20 protein-coding genes are annotated in these 22915 nt (G+C 63.5%); 14 read left to right on the forward strand and 6 right to left on the reverse strand.

Features of this window, described 5'->3' with window-relative positions; translation table 11 throughout:
• Positions 1 to 57: 57 nt before the first annotated feature.
• The 8 genes from AC1RL8_RS20305 (at position 58) to AC1RL8_RS20340 (ending at position 9516) form a co-directional block, all read left to right on the forward strand.
• Positions 58 to 2022 carry a glycosyltransferase family 4 protein gene (locus AC1RL8_RS20305; RefSeq protein ID WP_492686376.1) on the forward strand — a complete coding sequence of 655 codons (1965 nt, stop codon included), beginning with the start codon at positions 58 to 60 and terminating at the stop codon, positions 2020 to 2022.
• Positions 2015 to 2782 carry a glycosyltransferase family 2 protein gene (locus tag AC1RL8_RS20310; RefSeq protein ID WP_492686375.1) on the forward strand — a complete coding sequence of 256 codons (768 nt, stop codon included), beginning with the start codon at positions 2015 to 2017 and terminating at the stop codon, positions 2780 to 2782. The genes AC1RL8_RS20305 and AC1RL8_RS20310 overlap by 8 nt, the downstream gene beginning before the upstream one ends.
• A gap of 43 nt (positions 2783 to 2825) precedes the next feature.
• The gene (locus AC1RL8_RS20315; RefSeq protein ID WP_492686374.1) at positions 2826 to 4364 is read left to right on the forward strand and encodes a hypothetical protein; all 1539 of its coding nucleotides are present in this window, start codon (positions 2826 to 2828) and stop codon (positions 4362 to 4364) included.
• Positions 4365 to 4440: 76 nt separating this feature from the next.
• On the forward strand, positions 4441 to 5412 hold the full coding sequence (locus AC1RL8_RS20320) for a glycosyltransferase (protein ID WP_492686373.1): 972 nt from the start codon (positions 4441 to 4443) through the stop codon (positions 5410 to 5412).
• Positions 5409 to 6365 carry an NAD-dependent epimerase/dehydratase family protein gene (locus AC1RL8_RS20325; RefSeq protein WP_492686372.1) on the forward strand — a complete coding sequence of 319 codons (957 nt, stop codon included), beginning with the start codon at positions 5409 to 5411 and terminating at the stop codon, positions 6363 to 6365. The genes AC1RL8_RS20320 and AC1RL8_RS20325 overlap by 4 nt, the downstream gene beginning before the upstream one ends.
• Before the next feature lie 49 nt (positions 6366 to 6414).
• Positions 6415 to 6813: a GtrA family protein gene (locus tag AC1RL8_RS20330; RefSeq protein WP_492686371.1), complete on the forward strand. Its 399-nt coding sequence runs from the start codon at positions 6415 to 6417 to the stop codon at positions 6811 to 6813.
• A gap of 148 nt (positions 6814 to 6961) precedes the next feature.
• Positions 6962 to 8344, forward strand: coding sequence for a rhamnosyltransferase WsaF family glycosyltransferase (locus AC1RL8_RS20335; RefSeq protein WP_492686370.1), 1383 nt, complete (start codon positions 6962 to 6964; stop codon positions 8342 to 8344).
• Positions 8344 to 9516: a glycosyltransferase gene (locus AC1RL8_RS20340; protein WP_492686369.1), complete on the forward strand. Its 1173-nt coding sequence runs from the start codon at positions 8344 to 8346 to the stop codon at positions 9514 to 9516. The genes AC1RL8_RS20335 and AC1RL8_RS20340 overlap by 1 nt, the downstream gene beginning before the upstream one ends.
• A 30-nt stretch (positions 9517 to 9546) precedes the next feature.
• Here the strand turns inward: AC1RL8_RS20340 and AC1RL8_RS20345 are convergent, their stop codons facing one another.
• Together AC1RL8_RS20345 and AC1RL8_RS20350 are read right to left on the reverse strand one after the other, a co-directional pair.
• Positions 9547 to 10248, reverse strand: coding sequence for an ABC transporter ATP-binding protein (locus AC1RL8_RS20345; RefSeq protein ID WP_159273763.1), 702 nt, complete (start codon positions 10246 to 10248; stop codon positions 9547 to 9549).
• Between the two features lie 3 nt (positions 10249 to 10251).
• On the reverse strand, positions 10252 to 11055 hold the full coding sequence (locus AC1RL8_RS20350; protein WP_492686368.1) for an ABC transporter permease: 804 nt from the start codon (positions 11053 to 11055) through the stop codon (positions 10252 to 10254).
• Positions 11056 to 11373: 318 nt separating this feature from the next.
• Here AC1RL8_RS20350 and AC1RL8_RS20355 point away from each other — a divergent pair, with 318 nt between their 5' ends.
• Entirely contained in the window at positions 11374 to 12378 is a 1005-nt protein-coding gene (locus AC1RL8_RS20355; RefSeq protein ID WP_492686367.1) for a glycosyltransferase family 2 protein, read from the forward strand.
• A 10-nt stretch (positions 12379 to 12388) separates the two neighbouring features.
• Positions 12389 to 13453, forward strand: a complete 1065-nt coding sequence (locus tag AC1RL8_RS20360) for a glycosyltransferase family 2 protein (RefSeq protein ID WP_492686366.1) — start codon at positions 12389 to 12391, stop codon at positions 13451 to 13453.
• A gap of 40 nt (positions 13454 to 13493) precedes the next feature.
• Here AC1RL8_RS20360 and AC1RL8_RS20365 read toward each other — a convergent pair whose 3' ends face one another.
• Positions 13494 to 15512, reverse strand: coding sequence for an acyltransferase family protein (locus tag AC1RL8_RS20365; protein ID WP_492686365.1), 2019 nt, complete (start codon positions 15510 to 15512; stop codon positions 13494 to 13496).
• A gap of 85 nt (positions 15513 to 15597) precedes the next feature.
• Positions 15598 to 16356 (reverse strand): glycosyltransferase family 2 protein, encoded by a 759-nt coding sequence (locus tag AC1RL8_RS20370; protein ID WP_492686364.1) that lies wholly within the window; start codon positions 16354 to 16356, stop codon positions 15598 to 15600.
• Between the two features lie 45 nt (positions 16357 to 16401).
• On the opposite strand from AC1RL8_RS20370, the gene AC1RL8_RS20375 reads away from it, so the two are divergent.
• The 4 genes from AC1RL8_RS20375 to AC1RL8_RS20390 all read left to right on the forward strand — a co-directional run bounded on the left by AC1RL8_RS20375 (position 16402) and on the right by AC1RL8_RS20390 (position 20262).
• Complete coding sequence (locus AC1RL8_RS20375; protein ID WP_062471143.1) at positions 16402 to 17493, forward strand: glycosyltransferase family 4 protein; 1092 nt, start codon at positions 16402 to 16404, stop codon at positions 17491 to 17493.
• A 64-nt stretch (positions 17494 to 17557) separates the two neighbouring features.
• Positions 17558 to 18451: an acetylglutamate kinase gene (gene argB / locus AC1RL8_RS20380; RefSeq protein ID WP_062471140.1), complete on the forward strand. Its 894-nt coding sequence runs from the start codon at positions 17558 to 17560 to the stop codon at positions 18449 to 18451.
• Between the two features lie 88 nt (positions 18452 to 18539).
• Positions 18540 to 19190, forward strand: a complete 651-nt coding sequence (gene slmA / locus AC1RL8_RS20385; protein ID WP_062471138.1) for a nucleoid occlusion factor SlmA — start codon at positions 18540 to 18542, stop codon at positions 19188 to 19190.
• 187 nt (positions 19191 to 19377) lie between these two features.
• Positions 19378 to 20262 carry a DMT family transporter gene (locus AC1RL8_RS20390; RefSeq protein ID WP_492686363.1) on the forward strand — a complete coding sequence of 295 codons (885 nt, stop codon included), beginning with the start codon at positions 19378 to 19380 and terminating at the stop codon, positions 20260 to 20262.
• On the opposite strand, the gene AC1RL8_RS20395 is transcribed toward AC1RL8_RS20390, so the two are convergent.
• Both AC1RL8_RS20395 and AC1RL8_RS20400 read right to left on the reverse strand, forming a co-directional pair.
• Positions 20259 to 21317, reverse strand: a complete 1059-nt coding sequence (locus AC1RL8_RS20395; protein WP_307635967.1) for a malate/lactate/ureidoglycolate dehydrogenase — start codon at positions 21315 to 21317, stop codon at positions 20259 to 20261. The genes AC1RL8_RS20390 and AC1RL8_RS20395 overlap by 4 nt on opposite strands.
• 71 nt (positions 21318 to 21388) lie before the next feature.
• Positions 21389 to 22915: a UxaA family hydrolase gene (locus AC1RL8_RS20400; RefSeq protein WP_070060227.1), complete on the reverse strand. Its 1527-nt coding sequence runs from the start codon at positions 22913 to 22915 to the stop codon at positions 21389 to 21391.

Here is a 22915-nt window from a genome sequence, read left to right on the forward strand (position 1 = left end):
AACAGAGACCTGAGCGTGTGAGCGCAAGGAAGCGCATCAATTTTCATGAAACCCGGAATGAATTTCAAAAAGCTACTGAAGCGCAGCGCTCAACTTGTGAACGAGTATCGCGATGCCGGTCTGCTCCGGCAGTCGGATCTGTTCGACAAAAAATGGTATCGGGAGCGCAATCCGGATGTTCCGGAAGGCGCTGAGATCCAGCATTTCCTTCGGTTCGGCGGCAGGGAAGGGCGTGCACCGAGCGAAAAGTTCGATGCAGCAGGATATCTGGAGGCCAACAAGGATGTGGCGTACCGGGGCCTCAATCCTTTGGTGCACTACCTCAAGTGGGGCAAAGAGGAGGGGCGGAAGATTGCAGTTGCCCACCCACCGATGCGCGCGTCCCTCTCCGAGAAGCGACGTTCGGTGCCAGCCATCGATCTCAGTCGCTATTCAAGAAACGGCACGCTGCTCGTCACAGAGCAGGAGATTCGCGATCTCGAATTGCTCCACGAAACCGACCTCTTCGATGCCGGGTGGTATCTCGAAAACTACCCGCATCTGAAGAATCAGGACCCTTACCTTCATTTCCTGCGGCATGGCGGTTTCGAGGGATTGAAGGCCAGCGAGAACTTCGATTGCGAGTGGTATTGCGACATCTATCCGGATGTCGTCTTGCACGGCGTACACCCACTGCTTCACTACCTGAAGCACGGTATGAAGGAAGGTCGCTTCAAGGGCATGTCGCCCAAGATCGCATCGGTCGTCAAGCGGACCGTTGCCGACCTGATGGCGCTCGACCCCGAAATCGAATCGTGCCATCCGTTGCACGGCAAGCACTTGAGGCTGCGCCCGAATTTCAGTATCCCGACCGATGAACTCGGTGCAGCGTGGACTGAAATTTTTCATGACCTGCCTGCCGGAATCCGGCACGTCGTTTTCATGCCGTGGCTCGTCAAGGGCGGGGCGGATCTCGCCGGGGTCAACATCCTGCGTGCAGCGCAGGAGGCGGTCGGCGTTTCTGCCACGCTGCTCGTCTTGACCGATCATGACAAGGTGGATGCCTTCGACTGGCTGCCCTCGGGGTCGCAGGTGCTGGTTCTGTCCGATTACGACGCCGATCTCAATCAGCGGAACAGACAACGCATTGTCGAGGCGCTGATATTCGCGCTTCAACCCGAGTCGATCACGAACGTAAACAGTTTGGCGTGCTGGGCCGCTCTGGTTGAAAAGGGCAAGGCTTTCCAGTCGATATGCAAGGTCTACACGACGCTGTTCTGCCGCGACTTCACGGAAGATGGCCGCGGGGCGGGGTATGCGGATACGCACCTTCGGGCTGCGATCCATAACGTCGACAAGATCTATTTCGATACCAACGTCTTCCTTGAAGAAGTGGTGGCGAGGTATGGATTTACTCCTGCATTGACGCAGAAGCTCCAGTTCTTGCCTCAGCCTGCATTGGACGATCTGCGAGAGATTTCCAAGAAATCCCAATCCGACGAACAGCGACCGGCCATCTTCTGGGCGGGCCGGTTCTGCCATCAGAAAAATACGGAGTTGTTGGGGCGGATCATCCGGTCTCTGCCGGAGGTCGCGCTGGACGTCTACGGCGGCGGTGAGCCTCAGCGCGAAGCCGAATTGGCGGCGCTCGCAGACACGCAGCCCAAGCTTCGTCTGCTGGGGATGTTCGCCTCGTTCAGCAAGCTTCCCCTGGAGCGGTATGCCGCCTTCCTCTTCACGTCGCGTTTCGAAGGCATGCCGACGGTCCTGATCAATGCCGCCGCCGCAGGCGTCCCCATCATCGCAAGCAATGTCGGAGGCGTCTCCGAACTGGTGACCAACGAAACCGGATGGCTGATCGATACCCTGGACGACGAGCTCGCTTACTGCGCGGCCATCCAGGAAATTCTCGACAATCCGGAAGAGGTGGAGCGTCGCCTGCAGGCCATGAGGAAAAAGTTGGGCCTCGAGCGTTCTTGGTCCGCATTCACAGCAGGACTCCCTTTCTCATCCATGTCCTCCAGCGAGGCTGAGCATGTCTAAGTTTCACGTCACGGCGATCGTCAATGCGCACAAGGAGGGCCTGTGGCTCAAGCCGGCATTGGACAGTGTCTGGGCGTGCTTCGAGGCGGCCCGGGAACGGGGTTTGACCACCGAACTGCTCGTCGCGATGGACCGCGCGGACGCACTTTCTGTCGAGATCGTCAGCGACAGCGTCGCAAGATTTCCCCATGTGCGCGTGGTTCCCATGAACCATGGTGATGTCGGGCATGCCCGGAATCAGGCGGCATTGATGGCCGAGGGCGAGTACGTGGCGTTTCTCGACGGCGACGATCTTTGGGGCCCTGCCTGGCTTTCGGACGCCTATGCCATGGCGAGTGCGGACGAGCGGGAACTCGTGCTTCACCCGGAGGTGAATGTTTATTTCGGGCACGACCCTCATGTTTTTGTGCATATCGATGCCGAAAGCAAGAATTTCGACACGGCTGCACTTGCATTGGTGAACTACTGGACGTCACTTTGTTTTGTGCGCAGGGAATTTCTTGTGGAGAATCTCTATCCAGAAACAGATCTGGCAGCACAAATAGGCTACGAAGATTGGGCCTGGAATCTCAAGGTGATGTCTGCGGGTGCCGTGCACAAATGCGTTCCAGGAACCGGGCATGCCATCCGGATGAAGAGAATTTCTTTGGTTCGTCAAACAAGTTCGGCAGGTTGTATCGCGGCGCCCAGTGATATTTTCAGGAAAGTCCTGAAAAATCAGAAAAGAAGACCTGATTCGAAGCTTCGCATCGCAGTTTAGTTCGCGCTTCCCGAGAAGCTTTTTAATTTGGCTTCAATGTGTGATGGAAAAAACAAAATTCAAAATTCTTGACGGGTGGGAGAGCACTCATGTCAAGTTGCTGTTGATCGTATTTGGTGCAGCGCTGATTGCAAAAGGCGGGGTTCTGGCGCGCGGTTTTGCCGTCGATGACTACGCGTTCGGGCAGGGGTTCACAAAGGGCGAGCTGAGCACATTTTTGACGCAGGGCCGGTTCCTGCTAGGAGGCATTGACAGTTTCATCGACTCCCTCGGTGTGAACATCAATGACTTGTACGTGTCGCTCGGCGTCTGCGCACTGCTTCTTCAGGCCGTGCTGGTCGTTTCCATCTTGCGATTCGTAGGTGTCGCGAATGCGCGAGGTGCGGCGTTGGTGGGCGCTGTCATGGTGGCCCATCCATATCTGGCGGAAATACTCACCTTCCGCATGGTGTTGCCTGGATATTGCGTGGCGGCGGCGTTTTCCATCGTGTCGCTGGAGATGATTTCGAGAAAGCCGTTGAGGTGGCCGTACATCGCGATTGCACTGGCTGCCACGGTCGGCATGCTGTTCATCTACCAGGGGTTTCTGAACTATTTTTCCGCAGCCATCGTTTTTGCCTATCTGTTTGGCGCAATTTCCTGGAAGCGGATCGGTTTTGAAGTAACTGATGGACAGGATCTCAAACGACGCGCTGTGGTGTTGATGCTCGTTTGCCTTGTTTCTGCGCTCATTTTCTTGGCCATTCTCAGCGTATCGAAGAGCCTGGGATGGATCGAGCTGACAGGAAGAGCGAACTTCATTGAACGCGGGTTCATTGCGGAGAGAATGGGGCAGATCAAGGATCTACTGCTTCGGATCTACTGGTCGGGTGAGCCGGTGTCCCCTCGGTGGTTGAAGGTTCTTGTTGCCGCGATGATTTCTATCGCCGTGATCTTGACCGCAAATATTTTCTGGTCTCAAGAAAAAAATTCAAAGAAGCCGCTTGATATTCTTGGCATTGCATTGGGTTTGCTCTTGCTGATTCCAGTGACTGTGGGCGTGATTGCTCCATTCAAGGACTGGCATCCGGTGCCGAGAGTGCTTCCCCAGGTTGCATTGATTGTTGGATTGTTTCTGCTCGTCGGTTATTCGGCGGTGCGAGGGTTCTTTGGAAAAATTCCGGGAGATGTTTTCTCGGGTTTGTTGGCTGTTTTGCTGGTGGTGTTTGTTTTTGTAAACAATCAGATATTCGCAGATCAACAAAGAATCAATTCTTGGGACGGAGCTGAGGCGAATCGAGTGATTGCTCGTCTTGAGCAACAAGAAGAGTTCTCGAAGATTGAATACATCTTCGTAAGCGACGGTGGCTGGCGCCATCCTTCCCGGTTGAGCACGATTCTAGGGGATATGAATATTTCGGCTTTTTCTCCAGAGTACTCAAGGGTGCCATTGCTGGTTGAAATTTCTGGTTATGCCTTCAAGAAATCCTCTGGTGATAAAAATCTGATTGGCGAAAGGTATTGCGAAAAATCCAAGCCATGGCCAAGTCGGGAGTCTGTTTTCGTTATTGAAAATCTGGCTATTGTTTGCTTGAAGAAGTGAGCTTTTGGTTTCGACAGGAGTTTCTGACTTGAGTTCTATTTCAATGGCGAAAAATTAAACTGTTAGAATTATTAAAATGAACAGGTTAGAACGAGTTTCCATAGTGATCCCGGTTTATTCGGGGGAAAAGACGCTGCCAATTCTCGTGGCCGAAATCGAGAAACTGACGCACCCGCAAGTCACTGCGGCCGGAAACTCGTTCGTCGTCAGCGAAGTCGTGCTGGTCCACGATTGCGGCCCGGACCGATCGGACCTCACCATGACCGCGCTCGCGGAGAGCCATGCCTTCGTTCAGCCGGTATGGCTGTCCCGAAACTATGGACAGCACGCCGCCACCATGGCCGGCATGGCCAGCGCCACGGGGGACTGGGTCGTGACCATGGACGAAGACGGCCAGCAGGACCCCACGAGCATCGGTGCGATGCTGGACCTCGCCCTGAGTGCTTCGCTCCAGCTCGTCTACGCTCAGCCCACGAATCCGCCGCCGCATGGCTGGTTGCGCAATCTGATGAGTCGGACGGCGAAGGGCATCAGCACGCGTCTACTCGGCAACAAGACGATTGGTCGCTTCAACAGCTTCCGGTTCATCGATGGCGAAATTGCCAGGACGTTGTCCGCCTATTGTGGCAACGGTGTCTATCTGGATGTCGGACTGTTCTGGATCACGGGCCGTGTGGGGCACTGCCCATTGCGTCTCAGGGAAGAACTGGGCCGCCCTTCGGGTTATTCCTTCCTGTCGCTGGTCAGACATTTCTGGAGCCTGGTGCTCACGACCGGCACCCGACCGCTGCGTCTCATCACCATCATGGGATTCTTCTCGATTCTGTTGGCGATGGGATTTGCGATCTATGCCCTCTACGAGAAGTACACGGGGCAGGTGCCCGTCGAAGGGTGGACATCGCTCGCCGTCGTGGTGGCATTTTTCTCTGGGGTCATCCTGACAGCGCTTGGCGTGATCGCGGAGTACCTGGCGGTGACGATGGGCATCGCAATGGGCAAGCCGCTCTACGTGGTGAGCTCGAAGCCGACCCGGTCGAACCGCCCATGACCTTGACGTGGGTCCTCGGTAGCCGTGGTTTGCTGGGCTCCGCTTTTTGTCGTGCCCTGCAACTCGGCGGGTCTGAGGCATTCGTTCCTGCCGAGCATTTCAGCTGGGGGGACGAAGCGCGGCTCGCGTTGCAGATCGAGGCCGCAGTCGACGCTTTTTCGTCCCAGGCGCGTCAAGCATCCAAGTGGGAGATCTACTGGGCCGCCGGTGTCGGAACGATGGGCAGTGCCGAGGAATCACTTGAGCCTGAGGTGCGGGCGCTCGCGTTGCTTGTCCGACTGATCGAGTCGAACGACGTGCTGCTGGCGATGCCGGGTGCGCTGGTGCTTTCGAGCTCTGCCGGAGCCATCTACGCGTCGTCCAAGGACGAAGTCATCACCGAGAACTCCGTACCGGCGCCCAACAGCGCCTACGCGCGAGCGAAGCTGCGCCAGGAAGACCTGCTGCGCGATTTTGGGGCTGCACACCCGCAGATCTGCGTGTTGCTGGCCCGGATATCGACGCTCTACGGCGCGGGGCAGGCCATTGGCAAGGCGCAAGGGCTCTTGACGCACATGGCCCGCAGCATCGTGCGCAATCGCCCGGTCGGTATCTATGTTCCGATCGACACCATCCGCGACTACATCTCGGTGGACGATGCGGCATCCGAGATCATTGGCACCCTGCGTGAACCGGGTTTCTGGCCGGGCGTGCTGCTGAAGATCGTCGCATCGGGACGGCCGACAACGATCGCCGAGATCATTTCCATTTTCAAGAGAATTTCCAGAAAGCCGCCCAAGATCACGACGGGTGCCAGCAAGGTTTCCAGCCTCTATCAAAGAAAAATTCAATTCCGGTCTGTCGTTGGAAATGGAAGACGGTTATCGCAGGTACGCAGCCTGGGAGTTGGAATACATCAGATCCTCAGTGCCGAGCGGGCCGCACATGCCAATCCGGAGAGACTCCTTCGATGACGGATTTTCAATTTTTGAGTGCTTTTCGGATTTGTAGGCGGGAATTGGTATGAAGAGGGGTGAAATTTTTTCCTTTCAGTTCGTTCGATTTCTCGTGGTTGGTGTTGTCAATACATTGGTTGGCCTGTCGATAATCTATTCCGCCAAGTATTTTCTCAAAGCCGGCGATGTCGCCGCCAATGCCATCGGCTACGGGGTTGGAATCTGCGTGAGCTTTATCTTGAACAGCCGATGGACATTTGCATACAGCGGCCTCATGGTCCCTGCGGCAGTGAAGTTTTTTTTAGCCACAGCGGTGGCATACGCAGCCAATTTGTTGACGGTCATGACGGCAATCGATGGGTTTGGTATAAATACCTATCTGGCTCAGGCGCTTGGCATGCCGGTCTATACGGTCGTGGCGTACCTGATAAGCAAGTACTTGGTGTTTCGTTTGAAAATAGAATAAACACCATGTCTTCATGGCGTGTGAAACGGAAAACTGAGTGTTTATTTGTAGAGGTTCGGTTTAGGTCGATAAACCTTGGCTACTCCGCCAAAAGGTAGGGTCGATTTGATTTTCTCTCTCGCGATGTTGCATATTCCGACGATCTCTCATGTCGGGGTTTGATAAAGAAAAACAGGAAACAAAAATGAGTATGCGAGGTCGACGCTTCGTGGAGTTCTGGAGAGAGCACGGAACCCGAGCGGCTGCAAGATTGATTCGCGAAAAATTGGGGGACGCCATCGCCGGGCGCGCCGTGTTCACGAAGGTGGAAGTCGCGCCGGCCATCGTCGAGCGCGGCGGGACGGTGCCGCAAATCTGCGGGCAGCGCTTTATTTCGCAGCAGCCCCTGCAAACCTATGTCATTCCGCAGCCTTCGCTGCCGCGTGTCAGCTTGGTGACGGACAGCATCGGCTCGGACAGCCTGTTCGGGGGCGTGGGTACGGCCTTGCTGTTTTCGGCCCAGTTGGCCAATCGCATGAACGCAACGTTGCGGGTCGTGACCCGGACCGAAGCCCCCATTCCCAGCAATGCCTGGCAGATCCTGAATGCGTACGGCATCGAACTCCAACACGAAATCCAGTTCGCTTTCGCACCGCTCTCGGACATGAATCCGGATGCAAGCCAACTGGGCGAAACGGTTTCGCCCGGCTTGGACATCCACCCGGACGAGACCTTCATCACGACCTCCTGGTGGACGACGGCCGCCGCGTTGCCGAGCGTTCCGCATGCATCGATCATCTATCTCCTCCAAGAGGACGAGCGCATGTTCTATCCGTTTGGCGAAGAGCGGGTGCATTGCGAACAGGTCTTGCGCACCGAAGACATCCGCTTCGTCGTCAATACGCAGTTGCTCTATGACCACCTGATTGCCTCCGGCCTCACGCACCTGAGCCGCACGGGGTGCTGGTTCGAGCCGGCGTTTCCGAAGTCGCTGTTCCATGTGCGTGATCGTGAGCCGGGAGGCAAGAAGCGCTTCTTCTTCTACGCCCGCCCCAACAATCCGCGCAATCTCTTCCATGTCGGCCTGACGCTCCTCGATCGTGCAGTCAATGAAGGCATTCTCGATCTCGAGCAGTGGGATGTGTTCCTCGTAGGCAAGGACATTCCGAACGTGTCGTTCGCCGACGGCAGCAGGCCGCAGCGATGCGAGGGGCTCGGTTGGAAAGCCTATGCCGATCTCGTGGGCACCATCGATCTGGGGCTCAGCCTGATGTACACGCCGCATCCAAGCTATCCGCCATTCGATCTCGCAGCCAGCGGTGCGGTGGTGGTGACGAACAGGTTCGCCAACAAGCAGGATCTTTCAAACTATTCGCCGAACATTCTTTGCGCGGACCTGGACACGGAGGCCTTGCTCGACGCTCTACGGGAAGGGGTCGCACTGGCAGGAGACGCGCAAACGCGCAGTCGCAACTACGCCGCGAACGGGTTGGGCACGGATTGGGCGCAGGCGTTCGAAGCTGTCCTTCGAGCGCTCACGGCGGCACGCTGATGTTTGCTCTGGACACACCCAGCGTTCCCTATGCGGACCCTTGGCTTCTGCCGGTTTCCGCACGCCTGGCCATGTTGCATAGGCGTTCGGTGCGTGTGGCGTACTTCTATGAGGAGCCCAACAACAGCACGTTCCGCTACCGGGCCTACAACATGGCCCAGGTGCTCAATGAACTCGATGCCGGCAGCCATGTTTCAGCCAGCTACTTCTTCTTGTCCGACAGTGCACGTTTCGACGAGATCGCCGATGCCGCGGATGTGCTGGTCATCTGCCGCTCGCGCTATTGCCACCAGGTCAACGGCCTGATCACCAAGTTCCGCGCGCGCCGCAAGCGTGTGTTGTTCGACGTCGACGACCTGGTGTTCGACACGGACTATGCCCATCTGGTGGTTGCGACCCTGGGCCTTGATGTCGCGCAGAAAGGGCTGTGGGACGACTGGTTCGCCATGATCTCCCGCATGGGGCAGACGTTGAGACTGTGTGACGGTGCCATCACGACCAATGACTTCCTGGCTCGGAAACTGGCGGACTATTCGGGTCTTCCCGTGTCCGTGGTGCCGAACTTCATGAACAAGGAGCAGCTAGGGCTTGCGGAGAAGGTCTTTGCCGAGAAGCAACGCATGCGCTTCTCGGGTGACGGCAAGGTCACCCTGGGCTACTTCAGCGGTTCGCCTTCGCACCGCCTGGACTACGCCATCGTGGAGCCGGCGCTGGCGGAGGTGCTGGCGATGCGGCCGAATGTCGAGGTGATGGTGGTCGGCTACATCGACCACGGGCTCGCGATGCGCGCCTTCTCGAATCGCGTCAGTCGGCAGCCGTTCCATGACTACGTGAACCTGCAGCGGCTGCTTGGAACGGTCGAGTTCAATCTCATGCCGCTGCAATCGAATGCTTTCACCGACTGCAAGTCCGAACTGAAGTACTTCGAGGCGGCGAGCGTGGGCACCTTGAGCATCGCTTCGCCGAGCTTCACCTATCGCCGCGCCATTCGTCACGGCGAAAACGGCTATATCGCGAAGGCCCATGAGTGGGCCTCGGCGATCCTGCAGGCGGTGGATCGCAGTGCCGAGAGCTATGAGGCGATGGCGACCGAGGCCCGGTGCGATGCGCTGCAGAAGTTCGGCTGGCAGCACCAGACCGAAGCGATCCTCAACGCATTGCAGATCGCCTGACAGGGCCGAGCATTTCCGGGGCGCGCTTCTTCAGCGTTCGACGATCCGCCCGTGTTCCATATGGATCACGCGATTGCACTCCTTGGCAATCAATTCAGGCGAGTGCGATGCCAGCACCAGGATGCCCGACTTGGACACCACGTCGCGCATCCGCTTCTCTGCCTTCTCGGTGAAGGCGGCGTCGCCCACCGACAGCCATTCGTCCATCAGCAGGATGTCGGCTTCGACGCTGGTCGAGATGGAGAACGCCAGCCGCATCATCATGCCGGTCGAGTAGGTGCGAACGGGCATGTTGACGTACTCGCCCAGGCCGCTGAACTCGCAGATGTCGGGCGTGAGCCGGTCGACCTCTTTCTTGCTCATGCCCATGACGAGGCCGCGCAGCATGATGTTCTCGATGCCGGTGGCGTCCATCTCGATGCCCAGTGCGGGGTCGATCAGGCTCGCCACGGAGCCCTGGCGCGTGAACTCGCCCGACGAGGGCTCGTAGACGCCCGCCAGCGTGCGCAGCAGCGTCGACTTGCCCGCGCCGTTGTGGCCGATCAGGCCCAGCCGGTCGCCGCTCTTGAGCTCGAGGTTGAGGCCGCTGAGCGCCTGCACCACGGTGACGCCGGTTTCCTTGCCGAAGCGCCCGCCGGTGACGGAGGCCGCCAGCGTCTTCTTGAGTGACACCGAACCTGCCCCGTAGATGGGGAAGCTGACCGAAACGTTCTTGAGTGAAATGGATGCCATGGATCAGAGCCAGTAAACGACGCGGCGACGGTATTTGACGAACATCACGCTCGCGGCGGTCAGGCACAACACGGTCCACAGACCGATACCGATCCAGCTTTCGAGGTGGGCCACGCCGCCCATCAGCGGCGTGCGCAGCAGGTCGAGCATCTGTGCGAAGGGGTTCCACAGCACGTACTTGGCGCGGCCCGGGAGGTTCTCGGGAAGCCAGAACACGGGGGTGAGGAACATCAGCATCTGCATGATGCTGGTGATGATCTGCGTCACGTCGCGGTAGCGGGTGCAGATGAGGCCCAGCAGCAGGCCGAGCGCATGGGCGTTGACGATGAGGATCAGGAAGGCCGGAATGACCAGGAGAACCGACCACGACAGCGAGACGCCGGCCCAGAGGGCGACGGGGATGTACAGCACGATCTGGTGGGCGAACTGGATCAGGTTGCGCCCCAGACCTCGCCACACGAAGAGGCTGATGGGAAAGTAGCCCTGCTTCAGGTAGTTGGAGGCGCCGACGAAGGCGTTGCAGGCATCGGTGACGATCGCGGAGAAGAAACCCCAGAAGATGACGCCGAGCGCCAGGTGCGGGAAGAACTTGTCCAGCTGGGTGCCGAAGAGCGAGGCGTACAGCGGGCCCATGCCGCCGATCATGATGCCCATGCTCAGCGTGAGCCACAGCGGCCCCAGCATGGAGCGGCGATAGCGCAGCACCACGTCGAACCAGGCCAGCGTCCACCAGATGTCGGTGCGGCGGGTGCCTTCCCACCAGTCGGCCAGGGCGCTTCGATGGAGATTGGAATGAACTTGGCTCATGCGTGTGCGTCAGTGTCTTTGTCTGCCATGCGGATGCCGATGTGCAGGGTCAGGTTCCCACCGCCGCGTGAAACGGCGATGAGCAAAAGCGCTTCGTGGCCGAGGGGGTCAAGCGGGATTTCTTGGAGGGCTATGGCCGTAAGGGCCGGGACGGTGCTCGTGCGAGCCCGCGCATTTTATTCAGAGTATCAACTGAGAGATAATTTTACCGGCTCCGGTTCCCCTGCAATTCGTAACCATGGAAGAGCCCACCGCTCCCCCGATCGGACGGGCTGCGGCTGCCATCGGCAGCATGCCCGACAGAAAAACGATCCACCCATGCGCAATCCCCGTCCTCTCGAAGTCTCCGTCGCCCTGTGCACCTACAACGGCGCCCGCTTCCTGCGCGAGCAGGTGCGCAGCATCTGCCTGCAGACCCGGCCGCCGGTCGAGATCGTGCTGTCCGACGATGCCTCGCGCGACGGCTCGGTCGATGTCGTGCGTGCCACGGTGGCCGAATGCGCGGCGGAGCGCCCCGGGCCGCCCATCGCCCTGCGGGTCTTCGAGAACCCCGTGGCCCTGCGGGTCGTCAAGAACTTCGAGCAGGCCATCTCGGCTTGCACCGGCGACCTGATCGCGCTGAGCGACCAGGACGACGTGTGGGTGCCCGACCGGCTCGAGCGGATGGTGGCGCCCTTCGTGCAGGACGACAACCTCTGGTTGCTGCATACCGATGCGCGCCTCGTGGATTCCCAAGGCCGCGACCTGGGCAACACGCTGTTCCACGCGCTGGAGGTCACACCGTCGGAGCTCGAGCGGATTCACACCGGGCGGGCCTTCGACGTGTTCCTGCGGCGCAACCTCGTGACTGGCGCCACCACGGTTTTCCGTCGTGCGCTGCTCGCCGATGCGCTGCCGCTGCCCGTCGAGTGGGTGCACGACGAATGGCTGGCCATCATCGCGTCGACGACATCGCGGGTCGACCTGCTGGAAGAGTCCCTCATCGAATACCGCCAGCACGAATCCAACCAGATCGGTGCCCGCCGCGACACCTTCAAGGAAAAGGTGCGCAAGGCGCTCGCCTCGCGCGGCAACACGCACGTCGAGCGCGCGATCAAGGCCGAGCTGTTGCTGGAGCGTCTGCTCCAGCTCGGCGATCGCGTGCCCCCCGAGATCATCGACAAGGTGCGCAGCAAGATCGTGCACCAGCGCTTCCGCGCCGCCTTGCCGGCCTCGCGCCTGGCCCGGTGCGTGCCGATCCTGCGCGAGGCCATGACCGGTCGCTACGACAAGTTCGGCCGCGGGGTGCGCGGCGTGGTCCGCGATCTTTTCGAATCCGTCTGACACAACAACAATGAACCCAACCAACGTCCCCGCGAACTCATCCCGGCCCGGCGAGCCGACGGCCTGGCCGAACGTCGTGGTCATCATTCCGTTCTACAACGGCGCCGATTTCATCGAGCGCTCGGTGAAGAGCGTGTTCGAGCAGTCGGTGCCCGCGCACGAGGTGATCGTGGTCAACGACGGCTCTCGCCCGGAGGAGCGCGCCGCGCTCGACGGGCTGGCGGCCCGCTACCCGTTCCGCATCCTCGACAAGGAGAACGGCGGCCAGGGCTCGGCGCGCAATGCGGGCGTGGCGGCGTCGACCTCCGACTACATCTGCTTCCTGGACCAGGACGACTTCTACCTGCCGAACCACATCGAGACGCTGGTGTCGTCGATCCCGTGGGACGACCGCCTGTTCGGCTACATCTACGCCGACCTGTACGAAGCGGACGGCGACGGCAATGTGATCCGCACCGGCGTCATCAAGGACCACGCGCAGCACCCGAAGCGCAGCATCTTCGACCTGCTGCGCTACGACATGTTCGTGTTGCCCTCGGCTGCGCTGGTGAGCCGCAAGGCCTTCGACGCGGTGGGCGGCTTCGACTCGCAGTTCATGGGCTATGAAGACGACGATCTGTTCCTGCGCATCTTCCGCAAGGGCTACAGCAATCACTTCGTGGACAAGGCGGTGACGGTCTGGTGCATCCACACGGCCAGCACCTCGTTCGGCATCCGCATGGTGCGCAGCCGCTTCAAGTACTTCAAGAAGCTGCTGCAGATGTTCCCCGACGAGCACCAGCGCGGCCGCTACTACCTGCGCGAATACCTGATGCCGCGCTTCCAGCTGTTCTTCGTGAACGAGGCGATCGAGGCCATCAAGAAGGACGACCAGTACCGCAGCGAGATGACGGCGGTGCTGGACGACTACGCGGCCATCGTCTTCGCGAACCCGTATGTGGGCCGCAAGAAGAAGCTGCGGTTGTGGATCACGCTGTTCCTGCTGCGCCGGAGCACGCCGGGCATGGTGCGCTTCATCGGCGCGCTGACGAAGCTGCCGGGCATCCGCAGCCTGCGCAAGGTCTACAAGTCCTGATGCGCGCCGCGGCGGCCCGCAGGCCGCCGCAGCCTGGTCCTCAGCGGGCCGGCGCCGACGTCATCGCCGGGTCCATGTAGGTGGCGTGCGAGCGCACGTACTCGGCGCGCAGGTGGCCCGCGTCCTTGTAGATCGGCGTGGCGTCGGCATCGGCGCGGGTGCACCAGTCCTTCTGGCACAGGGTCGGGATCGGGTCGATCACGATGGCGCCGCTGCGCTGCGCGATCTGCCGCATGCGCTCGTGCAGCGCCTTCTGCCTCGCGTCCCAGGGAGCGGTGGGCGACATCTTGCCCACTTGCATGTCGCCCAGGCGGCCACCCTTGATGAACTCCTCGGGGCCGAAGCCCTCGCCGACCGGGTTGTCCAGCAGCAGGTAGACCTGCTTGTGCTTGGCCAACGTGGTCAGCACGGTCTCGAGCATGTTGAGCGAGAAGTCCACGCCGCCGCCGCCCATGAAGCGCCGCTTGTCCTTGCCGTCGAAGAAGTAGTAGCGGTCGGCCGCTGCGTTCTCTGCGTTGGGCTTGCCGGTCTCGGTGAAGTAGCAGTTCCAGCAGCCGCCGAAGACGACGGCGTCGAACCGGTCGCTCATGGCCAGCCGCATGCCGCCGTCGCGGCGTTCGCCGCAAAGGTTGTTCTGCTCGTCGACCACGTTGGGAATCGGCGGGCACGCGCCCCAGGTCACGAAGGAGAGCGAATCGAGCGTGCCCGGCGAGGTCTTGGAGAGCTCGACGGCGCGCGGCCCGTACTGCTCGACGTGGCTGTCCCCGAAGAACAGCACCCGTCGCTTGCCCTGCCCGATCTGCTGCAGCACCTCGCCGTCGACCTTGATCGGGCTCAGGCCGTCCGGGTAGGCCCAGTCCTTGGCGGCGGCGGCGGTCTTGTTGAAGTACGGATCGCTGTGGCGGCCGACGTAGTAGCGCGTGGTCGCCAGCAGGCCGAGCACGACGAAGCCGATCATCACGGCCACCAGCCCCGCCGTCACCGTCGGGTTCTCGCTGCGGCGCGTGTAGCGCTCGACGAACCGGTAAGTCAGCCACGCGAGCACGAACGACGCCACGAGCATCAGCGCGCGGATGCCATCGGAAGGCAGCTTGCCTTCCAGGATGCGCGCATAGGCCAGCAGCGGCCAGTGCCAGAGGTAGAGCGGGTAACTGATCAGCCCGACCCAGACCATCGGCCTGGACGCGAGCACATAGCGGTTGAGCACGCCGCTCGGTCCGGCGGCGATGCAGAAGAAGGCGCCTACCGACGGCAGGATGGCCCAGAACCCGGGAAAGGCCTTACCGCCGCGGATGTAGCACAGGCCCAGCACGATCAGCACGAGGCCGGCGATCGACTGCGCGTGGCGGCTCCAGCCTGGCTTCGGTGGCGGGCGGTGCAGCCGCGCGTAGGCCAGCATGCCGCCGATCATCAGTTCCCAGAAGCGCGACAGCGGCGAATAGAACGCGGCCGTGCGGTGGCTGTGGATGGTCGTCACGTTGAGCAGGAACGACATTGCCGCCACCGTGCCGAGCACTGCGAGCATGCGCCACTTGCGCTTCCAGGCCAGGCCCAGCAGCACGGGCCAGAAGATGTAGAACTGCTCTTCGATGGCCAGCGACCACAGGTGCAGCAGCGGCTTGGTCTCGGCGGCGTTGTCGAAGTAGCCGGCCTCGCTCCAGAAGGCGAAGTTCGAGACGAAGCCCGAGCCCGCGGCCACGTGCTTGCCCAGCTGTTCCCATTCGTGCGGCAGCAGGGCGAACCAGCCGAAGGCCATGGTGGCCAGCAGCACCAGCGCCAGCGCCGGAAAGATCCGCTTCACGCGCCGCGCATAGAACTCGCGGTAGCTGAAGCCGTCGCCCTGGAAGCTGCCCAGGATGATGGTGGTGATCAGGAAGCCCGAGATGGCGAAGAAGATGTCGACGCCGATGAAGCCGCCCTTGATCCACTGCGGGAACGCGTGGTAGCCGAGCACCGACAGCACCGCGACGGCACGCAGCCCGTCGATGTCCGGGCGGTATTTCGGGTGAACCAGGTGGGCGTGTTCGGGGAGGGAGGTCGGGCTGCTCGTGGTCGTCATCGTCGGTGCTGAAAGCGGCGCTTGCGGGCTTTTCGTGCGGGGCTTTTCGGCCCCGATTGTCCTCGCAAACGCTGCCGTGCCTTTTTCAGGCGGCGGCGCGCTGCAGCCGCCAGTAGCGCCAGAAAGCGCCCGACAGCCACACCTTGAGCAGGCTGGTCAGGTGCCAGTACAGGTACTTCTTGCTGCGGTGGCTGGCGCGCTGGGCGTCGTGGCGCGCGCGCAGGTCTTCGGTCACCTGGAGCTTCCAGCCGGCCAGCCGGGTGCGGGCGCAGATGTCGAAGTCTTCCCCGTACATGAAGAAGCGCTCGTCGAAGCCGCCGATCTTGCGGTAGGCCTCGCTGCGAAACAGCATGAACAGGCCCGGAATCCAGGCCGGCACGGCCGGCGGCTGGTAGCCGGGCTTCTTGCGGCCCAGGATTTCGAAGGGGGTCAGCAGCGCGCGGTGCGGTTCGGGCTCGGGCCGGCCCGACTCCAGGATGCGCGGCGTCATCAGGCCGGCGTCGGGCGCGGCCTGGGCGAGCATCGGGGCGAGCACGTCGGCGTCGAAGCGGATGTCGGGGTTGAGCACCAGGAACCAGGGCGTGTCGCAGCGCGCGAAGGCCTGGTTGTGGTTGGCGCCGAAGCCCAGGGGCGCCGCGTTCTCGATGCGTTCGATGGCGAAACCCCACTGTCGTCCTGCGAGCAGGTCGGCCTCGGGAATGTTCAGCGTGAGCACGACCTTGGCGATCGCGTTCCGGCTGTGCCGGTCGAGCTGCTCGAGCAGCGGCAGCACCAGCGCGAGCTGGCCGTGGCTCACGATCGACAGGGTGACCGGGGCGTGGGGTGAAGAAGGGGGCGTGGGCATGGTCTAATTTCGCTCGGGAATTCTAGGGTTCCCCCAACCCCACTCATGATTGCCCTGATCATCCTCAGTTTCTTCGTCTCCGCCATCGCGGTGCAGCTGTTCATGCGCCGCGCGCGCAGACACGCGCGCCGCTACGGCGCCGACATGCCCCAGCGTTTCCACAAGGGCCACGTGCCGCGCCTGGGCGGGGCCGGCATCATGCTCGGCATGAGCGCGGCCTGGCTGGGCGCCGGCCTGATCGAGCCGCTGAACATCGCCTGGCCGCTCAAGTCCTCGATGCTCACGCTGGTGTGCATCCTGCCCGCCGTGCTCGGCGGCATCGTCGAAGACGTGACGCAGCAGGTCAAGGTGCGCTACCGGCTGGGCCTGACCATCGGCTCGGCGCTGCTGGTGTGCTGGGTGCAGGGGCTGGGCGTGGCGCGCACCGGCTTCGAGACGCTCGACGGCTGGCTCGCGCTGCTGCCCTATGCCTCGCTGGTCTTCGCGGCCCTGGCCATCGGCGGCCTGCCGCATGCCTTCAACATCATCGACGGCTACAACGGGCTGGCCGGCACCGTGGCCGTGCTCGTGTGCCTGGCGATCTCGCACGTCGCGCTGCAGCTGGGCGACCGGCAGCTGGCCGCGATGGTGATCTGCCTGGTCGGCGCCACTTTCGGCTTCCTGGTCTGGAACTACCCGCGCGGCAAGATCTTCGCCGGCGACGGCGGCGCCTACGTCTGGGGCATGGTGATCGCCGTGGCCTGCGTGACGCTGGTGCAGCGCCACCGCGTGGTGTCGCCGTGGTTCCCGATGCTGCTGTTGATCTACCCGGTGTGGGAGACGCTGTTCTCCATCTACCGCAAGCTGGCCCGGGGCCAGTCGCCTGGCACGGCCGACGCGCTGCACTTCCACCAGCTGATCTTCCGGCGCATCGTGCGCGTGGCCTTCGCGGACGACGAGGCGCGCCAGCTGCTGGCGCGCAACAACCGTACCTCGCCGTACCTGTGGATGTTCGCCGCGCTGTCGGTGGTGCCCGCGGTGCTGTTCTGGAACAACACCTTCGTGCTGATGCTGTTCTGCCTTCTGTTCGTCACGACCTACGTCGGGGCGTACCTGATGATCGTGCGCTTCAAGGTCCCGCGCTGGCTGCGGCCCTGACCGCCGGCGCCGCCTTGTTGCGAGAATTCTTCCCATCGTCCACCGCTTTGGAGCCTGACCGCCCATGACCGACCCCGTCCTCAACATCCCTCCGCGCGACAAGGCCGAGATCCTGGCCCAGGCGCTGCCGTACATCCGCAAGTTCCACGGCAAGACCATCGTCATCAAGTACGGCGGCAACGCCATGACCGACCCCGCGCTGCAGGCCGACTTCGCCGAAGACGTGGTGCTGCTCAAGCTGGTCGGCATGAACCCGGTGGTGGTGCACGGCGGCGGCCCGCAGATCGAGGCCGCGCTGAACAAGCTGGGCAAGAAGGGCAGCTTCGTGCAGGGCATGCGCGTGACCGACGCCGAGACCATGGAAGTCGTCGAATGGGTGCTGGCCGGCGAGGTGCAGCAGGACATCGTGGGTCTGATCAACCAGGCCGGCGGCAAGGCCGTGGGCCTCACGGGGCGCGACGGCGGCCTCATTCGTGCGCAGAAGCTCAAGCTGGCCGACCGCACCGACCCGAACGTGCACCACGACGTGGGCCAGGTCGGCGACATCGTCTCCATCGACCCCAGCGTGGTCAAGGCGCTGCAGGACGACGCCTTCATTCCCGTCGTGAGCCCCATCGGCTTCGGCGAGGAGAACGAGAGTTACAACATCAACGCCGACGTCGTCGCCGGCAAGCTGGCCACGGTGCTCAAGGCCGAGAAGCTCATGCTGCTGACGAACACGCCCGGCGTGCTCGACAAGAACGGCAATCTGCTCACCAACCTGAGCGCGCGCGAAATCGACGACCTGTTCGCCGACGGCACCATCTCGGGCGGCATGCTGCCCAAGATCGAAGGCGCGCTCGACGCGGCCAAGAGCGGCGTGAACGCGGTGCACATCATCGACGGCCGCGTGCCGCACGCGATGCTGCTCGAGATCCTGACCGACCAGGCCTACGGCACAATGATCCGGGCGCGCTGAGCGCCCTCCGCGTGCCTTCCGTCGGCGGAAGGCGCGCGCTCACTGCGCTGTGCGAGAATCAATTGATTACATCTTTGCACGCGCTCCCATGCAGAACGAAGAGACAGCTGCCCCCGGCGTAGAGACCCCGGCCGACACGCCCGCCGCCGCACCGACGCGCAAGCGCCCCAAGCCGGGCGAGCGGCGCGTGCAGATCCTGCAGGCGCTGGCCGCCATGCTGGAGCAGCCCGGTGCCGAGCGGGTCACCACCGCCGCGCTGGCCGCGCGGCTCGAGGTGAGCGAGGCGGCCCTGTACCGCCACTTCGCGAGCAAGGCCCAGATGTTCGAGGGCCTCATCGACTTCATCGAGCAGAGCGTCTTCACGCTGGTCAACCAGATCCTCGAGCGCGAAGGCGCCACCGGCAGCCAGCAGGCGGCCCGCATCCTCGTGCTGCTCGTGCAGTTCGCCGAGCGCAACCCCGGCATGACGCGCGTCATGGTCGGCGATGCGCTGGTGTTCGAGAACGAGCGCCTGCAGCAGCGCATGAACCAGTTCTTCGACAAGATCGAGGCCACGCTGCGCCAGGTGCTGCGCGGCGCGGCCGCCGCCGACGGCTCGGCCACGCCCAGCGTCGATGCCCAGGTGCGCGCCGCGGCGCTCACGGCCTTCGTGGTCGGGCAGCTGCAGCGCTTTGCGCGCTCGGGTTTCCGCCGCGCGCCGTCCGAACACCTGGAAGCCACGATCGCACTGATCGTTTGACGGCAAGGCTGGCTGGTCCGGCGCAGCCATGCTGAACTCGACGCGGCCCTTTGCGGCGCGTACGATCGATTTCCTCCCTTGCCGCCACGCGGTGCCGCGGTGACAAGCCCGTTTCGCATGACCTCTGGATCGGAGGCTCGCATGAGTGCTTGTCCTTCCCGCCGCCGCTGGCCTTCCGGGGCGCGCCATGCCTGACGCCGCCGCTGCCCGCCCGGCCCCTCTCCTGCACGCCGTTGCGCTCACCGCCGTCGCCATGGTCGCGTTCGCGGCCAACTCGCTGCTGTGCCGGCTCGCGCTGCAACACGGCGGCATCGACCCGGCCAGCTTCGGCAGCATCCGGCTCGCGTCCGGGGCGATCACGCTGGCGCTTGTCGTGCGTTTCCGGGCGCAGCCGTCCGCGCTCGGGCGCACCGGCTGGCTGCCGGCCGTCATGCTGTTCGCGTACGTCGCGTTCTTCTCCTTCGCCTACCTCAGCCTCCCGGCGGGCACTGGCGCGCTGATCCTCTTCGGCGCGGTGCAGCTCACGATGCTGGGCGCGGGGCTGGGCGGCGGCGAGCGCTTCGGGGTGCTGGCGTGGTGCGGCTTTGTCCTCGCGGCGGCCGGGCTCGTGTACCTGGTGTCGCCGGGCGTCGCCGCGCCGCCGCTGCTGGGCGCCGTGCTGATGGCGGTGGCGGGCGTGGCGTGGGGCGTGTATTCGCTGCGCGGCCGGGGCGTGGCCGATCCGCTGGCTGCGACCGCGCGCAACTTCCTGCGCGCCGTGCCGCTGGCCCTGGCACTGAGCCTGGTGTTCGCCATGCGCGCGCACGCCGATGCGCGCGGCGTCGCGCTGGCCGTGGCCTCCGGTGCGCTGACCTCGGGGCTCGGCTACGTCGTCTGGTACGCGGCGCTGGGCCGCCTGTCGGCCTTGCGGGCGGCGACCGTGCAGCTGTCGGTGCCGCTGCTTGCAGCGTTCGGCGGCGTGCTGTTCCTGTCGGAAGCGATCACGCCGCGGCTGGCGCTCGCCTCGGTGGCGATCCTCGGCGGCATCGCGCTCGTGCTGAGCCAGAAGTCGCGCCAGGCGGCGCGGCGCTAGGCGACGGCCACGCCCACCTTCGCGCCGGCGGCGACGATCTCGCCCCAGGTCGCGTCGTCGACCCACACCCCGTCGCGCCGGCGTGCCGCGCGCGCCTGGCGCTCGGGCTCGCCCGCGATCTGCACGGCCTCGAAGCCCTGGCCCGGCGGGCTTTGCCGCAGCCAGCCGATGAACTCGCGCGCCTCCTCGTCGAAGGCCTTCTGCGTGCCGAGCTTCACGGGGTCGATCAGCACCGTCAGCATGCCGTTGAGCACCGTGCGCGCCGTGTCCGCCGGCCGGTGCCAGGTGCCGCCGCCCGTGAGCGCGCCGCCCAGCAGCTCGCAGGCCACCGCCATGCCGTAGCCCTTGTGTTCGCCGAAGGTCATGAGCGCGCCGAACAGGCCGTTGCCCTGCGGCACCACGACCACGCCCGGGTCGTTGGTGGGCGCACCGCGCTCGTCGATGAGGTAGCCGTCGGGCACCTGCTCGCCCTTGTTGTGGGCCACGCGCATCTTGCCCTGCGCCACGCGGCTGGTCGCGTAGTCGAGCACGAAGGGTTCGGCGCCCGCCAGTGGAATGCCGATGCAGCACGGGTTGGTGCCGAAGCGCCCGTCGCCGCCGCCCCAGGGCGCCACCACGGGCCGCGAGAGCACGTTGACGAAGTGCATCGCCACCAGCCCCTGCGCCGTCGCCATTTCCGCGAAATGGCCGATGCGCCCCAGGTGGTGCGCGTTCGCGAGCGTGAAGATGCAGCTGCCGTGCTGCTTCGCGCGCGCGATGCCGAGCTCCATCGCCTGCACGCCGACGATCTGCCCGTAGCCGTGCTGGCCGTCCAGGCCCATCAGCGTGCCGATGTCGAGATTGACCTTCACGGCGGCGTTGGGCACGAGCCCGCCCTCGGCCACCGCATCGATGTAGCGCGGCAGCATGCCCACGCCGTGCGAGTCGTGCCCGCTGAGGTTGGCCAGCACGAGGTTGGCGGCCACCTGCTGCGCTTCGGCGGCGCTGCTGCCCGCCGCTTCGAGGATGCGGGCGACGTTGGCTTGCAGGCCGTCGGCCGGCAGGGTTCTGGACATGGATCAGGCTCCTCTTGCGTTCAATGGGATGGCGTGGCCGAAGGGGCGGGTGGGCAGGGGCTGCGCCTGCTTCACATCACCGCGCCGACTTGCCAGGGCACGAACTCGTTCTGCCCGTAGCCGTGCTGCTCGCTCTTGGAGTGCGCGCCCGAGGCCGTGGCCAGCACCAGCTCGAAGATGCGCTGGCCCATCTCCTGGATCGAGGCCGTGCCGTCGACGATCTCGCCGCAGTTGATGTCCATGTCTTCTTCCTGCCGCTGCCACAGCGCCGAGTTGGTCGCGAGCTTGAGCGAAGGCGAGGGCGCGCAGCCATACGCCGAGCCGCGCCCGGTCGTGAAGCAGATCAGGTTGGCGCCGCCGGCCACCTGGCCCGTGGCGCTCACCGGGTCGTAGCCTGGCGTGTCCATGTAGACGAAGCCGTGCGCGGTGACGGGCTCGGCATATTCGTACACCGCCTCGAGGTTGCTGGTGCCGCCCTTGGCGACCGCGCCCAGCGACTTCTCGAGGATGGTCGTGAGCCCGCCCGCCTTGTTGCCCGGCGAGGGGTTGTTGTTCATCTCGCCCTCGTTGATCTCGGTGTAGTGCTCCCACCACTTGATGCGGTCCACGAGCTTCTGGCCCACCTCGCGCTTCACCGCGCGGCGCGTGAGCAGGTGCTCGGCGCCGTACACCTCGGGCGTCTCGCTCAGGATGGCCGTGCCGCCGTGCGCCACCAGCAGGTCGACTGCCGCACCGAGCGCCGGGTTCGCGCTGATGCCCGAGTAGCCGTCCGAGCCGCCGCACTGCAGCCCGATGGTGATGTGCGCCGCGCTGCACGGCTCGCGCTTCACGGCGTTGGCGCGCGGCAGCATCTCGTTGATGAGCGCCACGCCCTTCTCGACCGTCTTGCGCGTGCCGCCCGTGTCCTGGATGTTGAAGGTGCGGAAGTTCTCGCCCTCGGCCAGGTGGCCGGTCGCGAGCCATGCGTTGATCTGGTTGGCCTCGCACCCCAGCCCGACCACCAGCACGCCCGCGAAGTTCGGGTGCGTGGCATAGCCCGTGAGCGTGCGCTCCAAAATCTGCATGCCCATGCCCTGCGTGTCCATGCCGCAGCCCGTGCCGTGCGTCAGCGCGACCACGCCGTCGACGTTCGGAAACGCCGCCAGCGCCTGCGGATTCGTCTTGCGAGAGAAGTGGTCGGCAATCGCGCGCGCGGCCGTGGCCGAGCAGTTCACACTGGTCAGCACGCCGATGTAGTTGCGCGTGGCCACGCGGCCATCTGCGCGCTTGATGCCCATGAAGGTGGCCTCGCGTTTCGCGGGCGCGGGCTTCACGTCGGCGCCGAAGGCGTAGTCGCGTTCGAAGTCGCCCTTGTCGGGGCCCATGTCCAGGTTCTGCGTGTGCACGTGCTCGCCAGCGGCAATGGCCTTGCTCGCGAAGCCGATGATCTGGTTGTAGCGGCGCACCGGTTCGCCCTGTGCGATGGCGCGCATGGCGACCTTGTGGCCCGGCGGGATCAGGCCGCGCACGGCCACGTTCTCGACGAGCGTGCCGCCCAGCAGTTGCGAGCGCGCGATGACGACGTCGTCGGCGGGATGGAGTCGGATGTAGGGGGTCAT

The organism is Variovorax sp. GW822-FHT04E09 (assembly GCF_058800845.1).

What these genes read in the sequence shown, in the direction of transcription:
- AC1RL8_RS20305 (WP_492686376.1), top strand. Translation starts at nt 58, where the DNA reads ATGAATTTCAAAAAGCTACTGAAGCGCAGCGCTCAACTTGTGAACGAG.
- AC1RL8_RS20310 (WP_492686375.1), top strand. Translation starts at nt 2,015, where the DNA reads ATGTCTAAGTTTCACGTCACGGCGATCGTCAATGCGCACAAGGAGGGC.
- AC1RL8_RS20315 (WP_492686374.1), top strand. Translation starts at nt 2,826, where the DNA reads ATGGAAAAAACAAAATTCAAAATTCTTGACGGGTGGGAGAGCACTCAT.
- AC1RL8_RS20320 (WP_492686373.1), top strand. Translation starts at nt 4,441, where the DNA reads ATGAACAGGTTAGAACGAGTTTCCATAGTGATCCCGGTTTATTCGGGG.
- AC1RL8_RS20325 (WP_492686372.1), top strand. Translation starts at nt 5,409, where the DNA reads ATGACCTTGACGTGGGTCCTCGGTAGCCGTGGTTTGCTGGGCTCCGCT.
- AC1RL8_RS20330 (WP_492686371.1), top strand. Translation starts at nt 6,415, where the DNA reads ATGAAGAGGGGTGAAATTTTTTCCTTTCAGTTCGTTCGATTTCTCGTG.
- AC1RL8_RS20335 (WP_492686370.1), top strand. Translation starts at nt 6,962, where the DNA reads ATGTCGGGGTTTGATAAAGAAAAACAGGAAACAAAAATGAGTATGCGA.
- AC1RL8_RS20340 (WP_492686369.1), top strand. Translation starts at nt 8,344, where the DNA reads ATGTTTGCTCTGGACACACCCAGCGTTCCCTATGCGGACCCTTGGCTT.
- AC1RL8_RS20345 (WP_159273763.1), bottom strand. Translation starts at nt 10,248, where the DNA reads ATGGCATCCATTTCACTCAAGAACGTTTCGGTCAGCTTCCCCATCTAC.
- AC1RL8_RS20350 (WP_492686368.1), bottom strand. Translation starts at nt 11,055, where the DNA reads ATGAGCCAAGTTCATTCCAATCTCCATCGAAGCGCCCTGGCCGACTGG.
- AC1RL8_RS20355 (WP_492686367.1), top strand. Translation starts at nt 11,374, where the DNA reads ATGCGCAATCCCCGTCCTCTCGAAGTCTCCGTCGCCCTGTGCACCTAC.
- AC1RL8_RS20360 (WP_492686366.1), top strand. Translation starts at nt 12,389, where the DNA reads ATGAACCCAACCAACGTCCCCGCGAACTCATCCCGGCCCGGCGAGCCG.
- AC1RL8_RS20365 (WP_492686365.1), bottom strand. Translation starts at nt 15,512, where the DNA reads ATGACGACCACGAGCAGCCCGACCTCCCTCCCCGAACACGCCCACCTG.
- AC1RL8_RS20370 (WP_492686364.1), bottom strand. Translation starts at nt 16,356, where the DNA reads ATGCCCACGCCCCCTTCTTCACCCCACGCCCCGGTCACCCTGTCGATC.
- AC1RL8_RS20375 (WP_062471143.1), top strand. Translation starts at nt 16,402, where the DNA reads ATGATTGCCCTGATCATCCTCAGTTTCTTCGTCTCCGCCATCGCGGTG.
- argB (WP_062471140.1), top strand. Translation starts at nt 17,558, where the DNA reads ATGACCGACCCCGTCCTCAACATCCCTCCGCGCGACAAGGCCGAGATC.
- slmA (WP_062471138.1), top strand. Translation starts at nt 18,540, where the DNA reads ATGCAGAACGAAGAGACAGCTGCCCCCGGCGTAGAGACCCCGGCCGAC.
- AC1RL8_RS20390 (WP_492686363.1), top strand. Translation starts at nt 19,378, where the DNA reads ATGCCTGACGCCGCCGCTGCCCGCCCGGCCCCTCTCCTGCACGCCGTT.
- AC1RL8_RS20395 (WP_307635967.1), bottom strand. Translation starts at nt 21,317, where the DNA reads ATGTCCAGAACCCTGCCGGCCGACGGCCTGCAAGCCAACGTCGCCCGC.
- AC1RL8_RS20400 (WP_070060227.1), bottom strand. Translation starts at nt 22,915, where the DNA reads ATGACCCCCTACATCCGACTCCATCCCGCCGACGACGTCGTCATCGCG.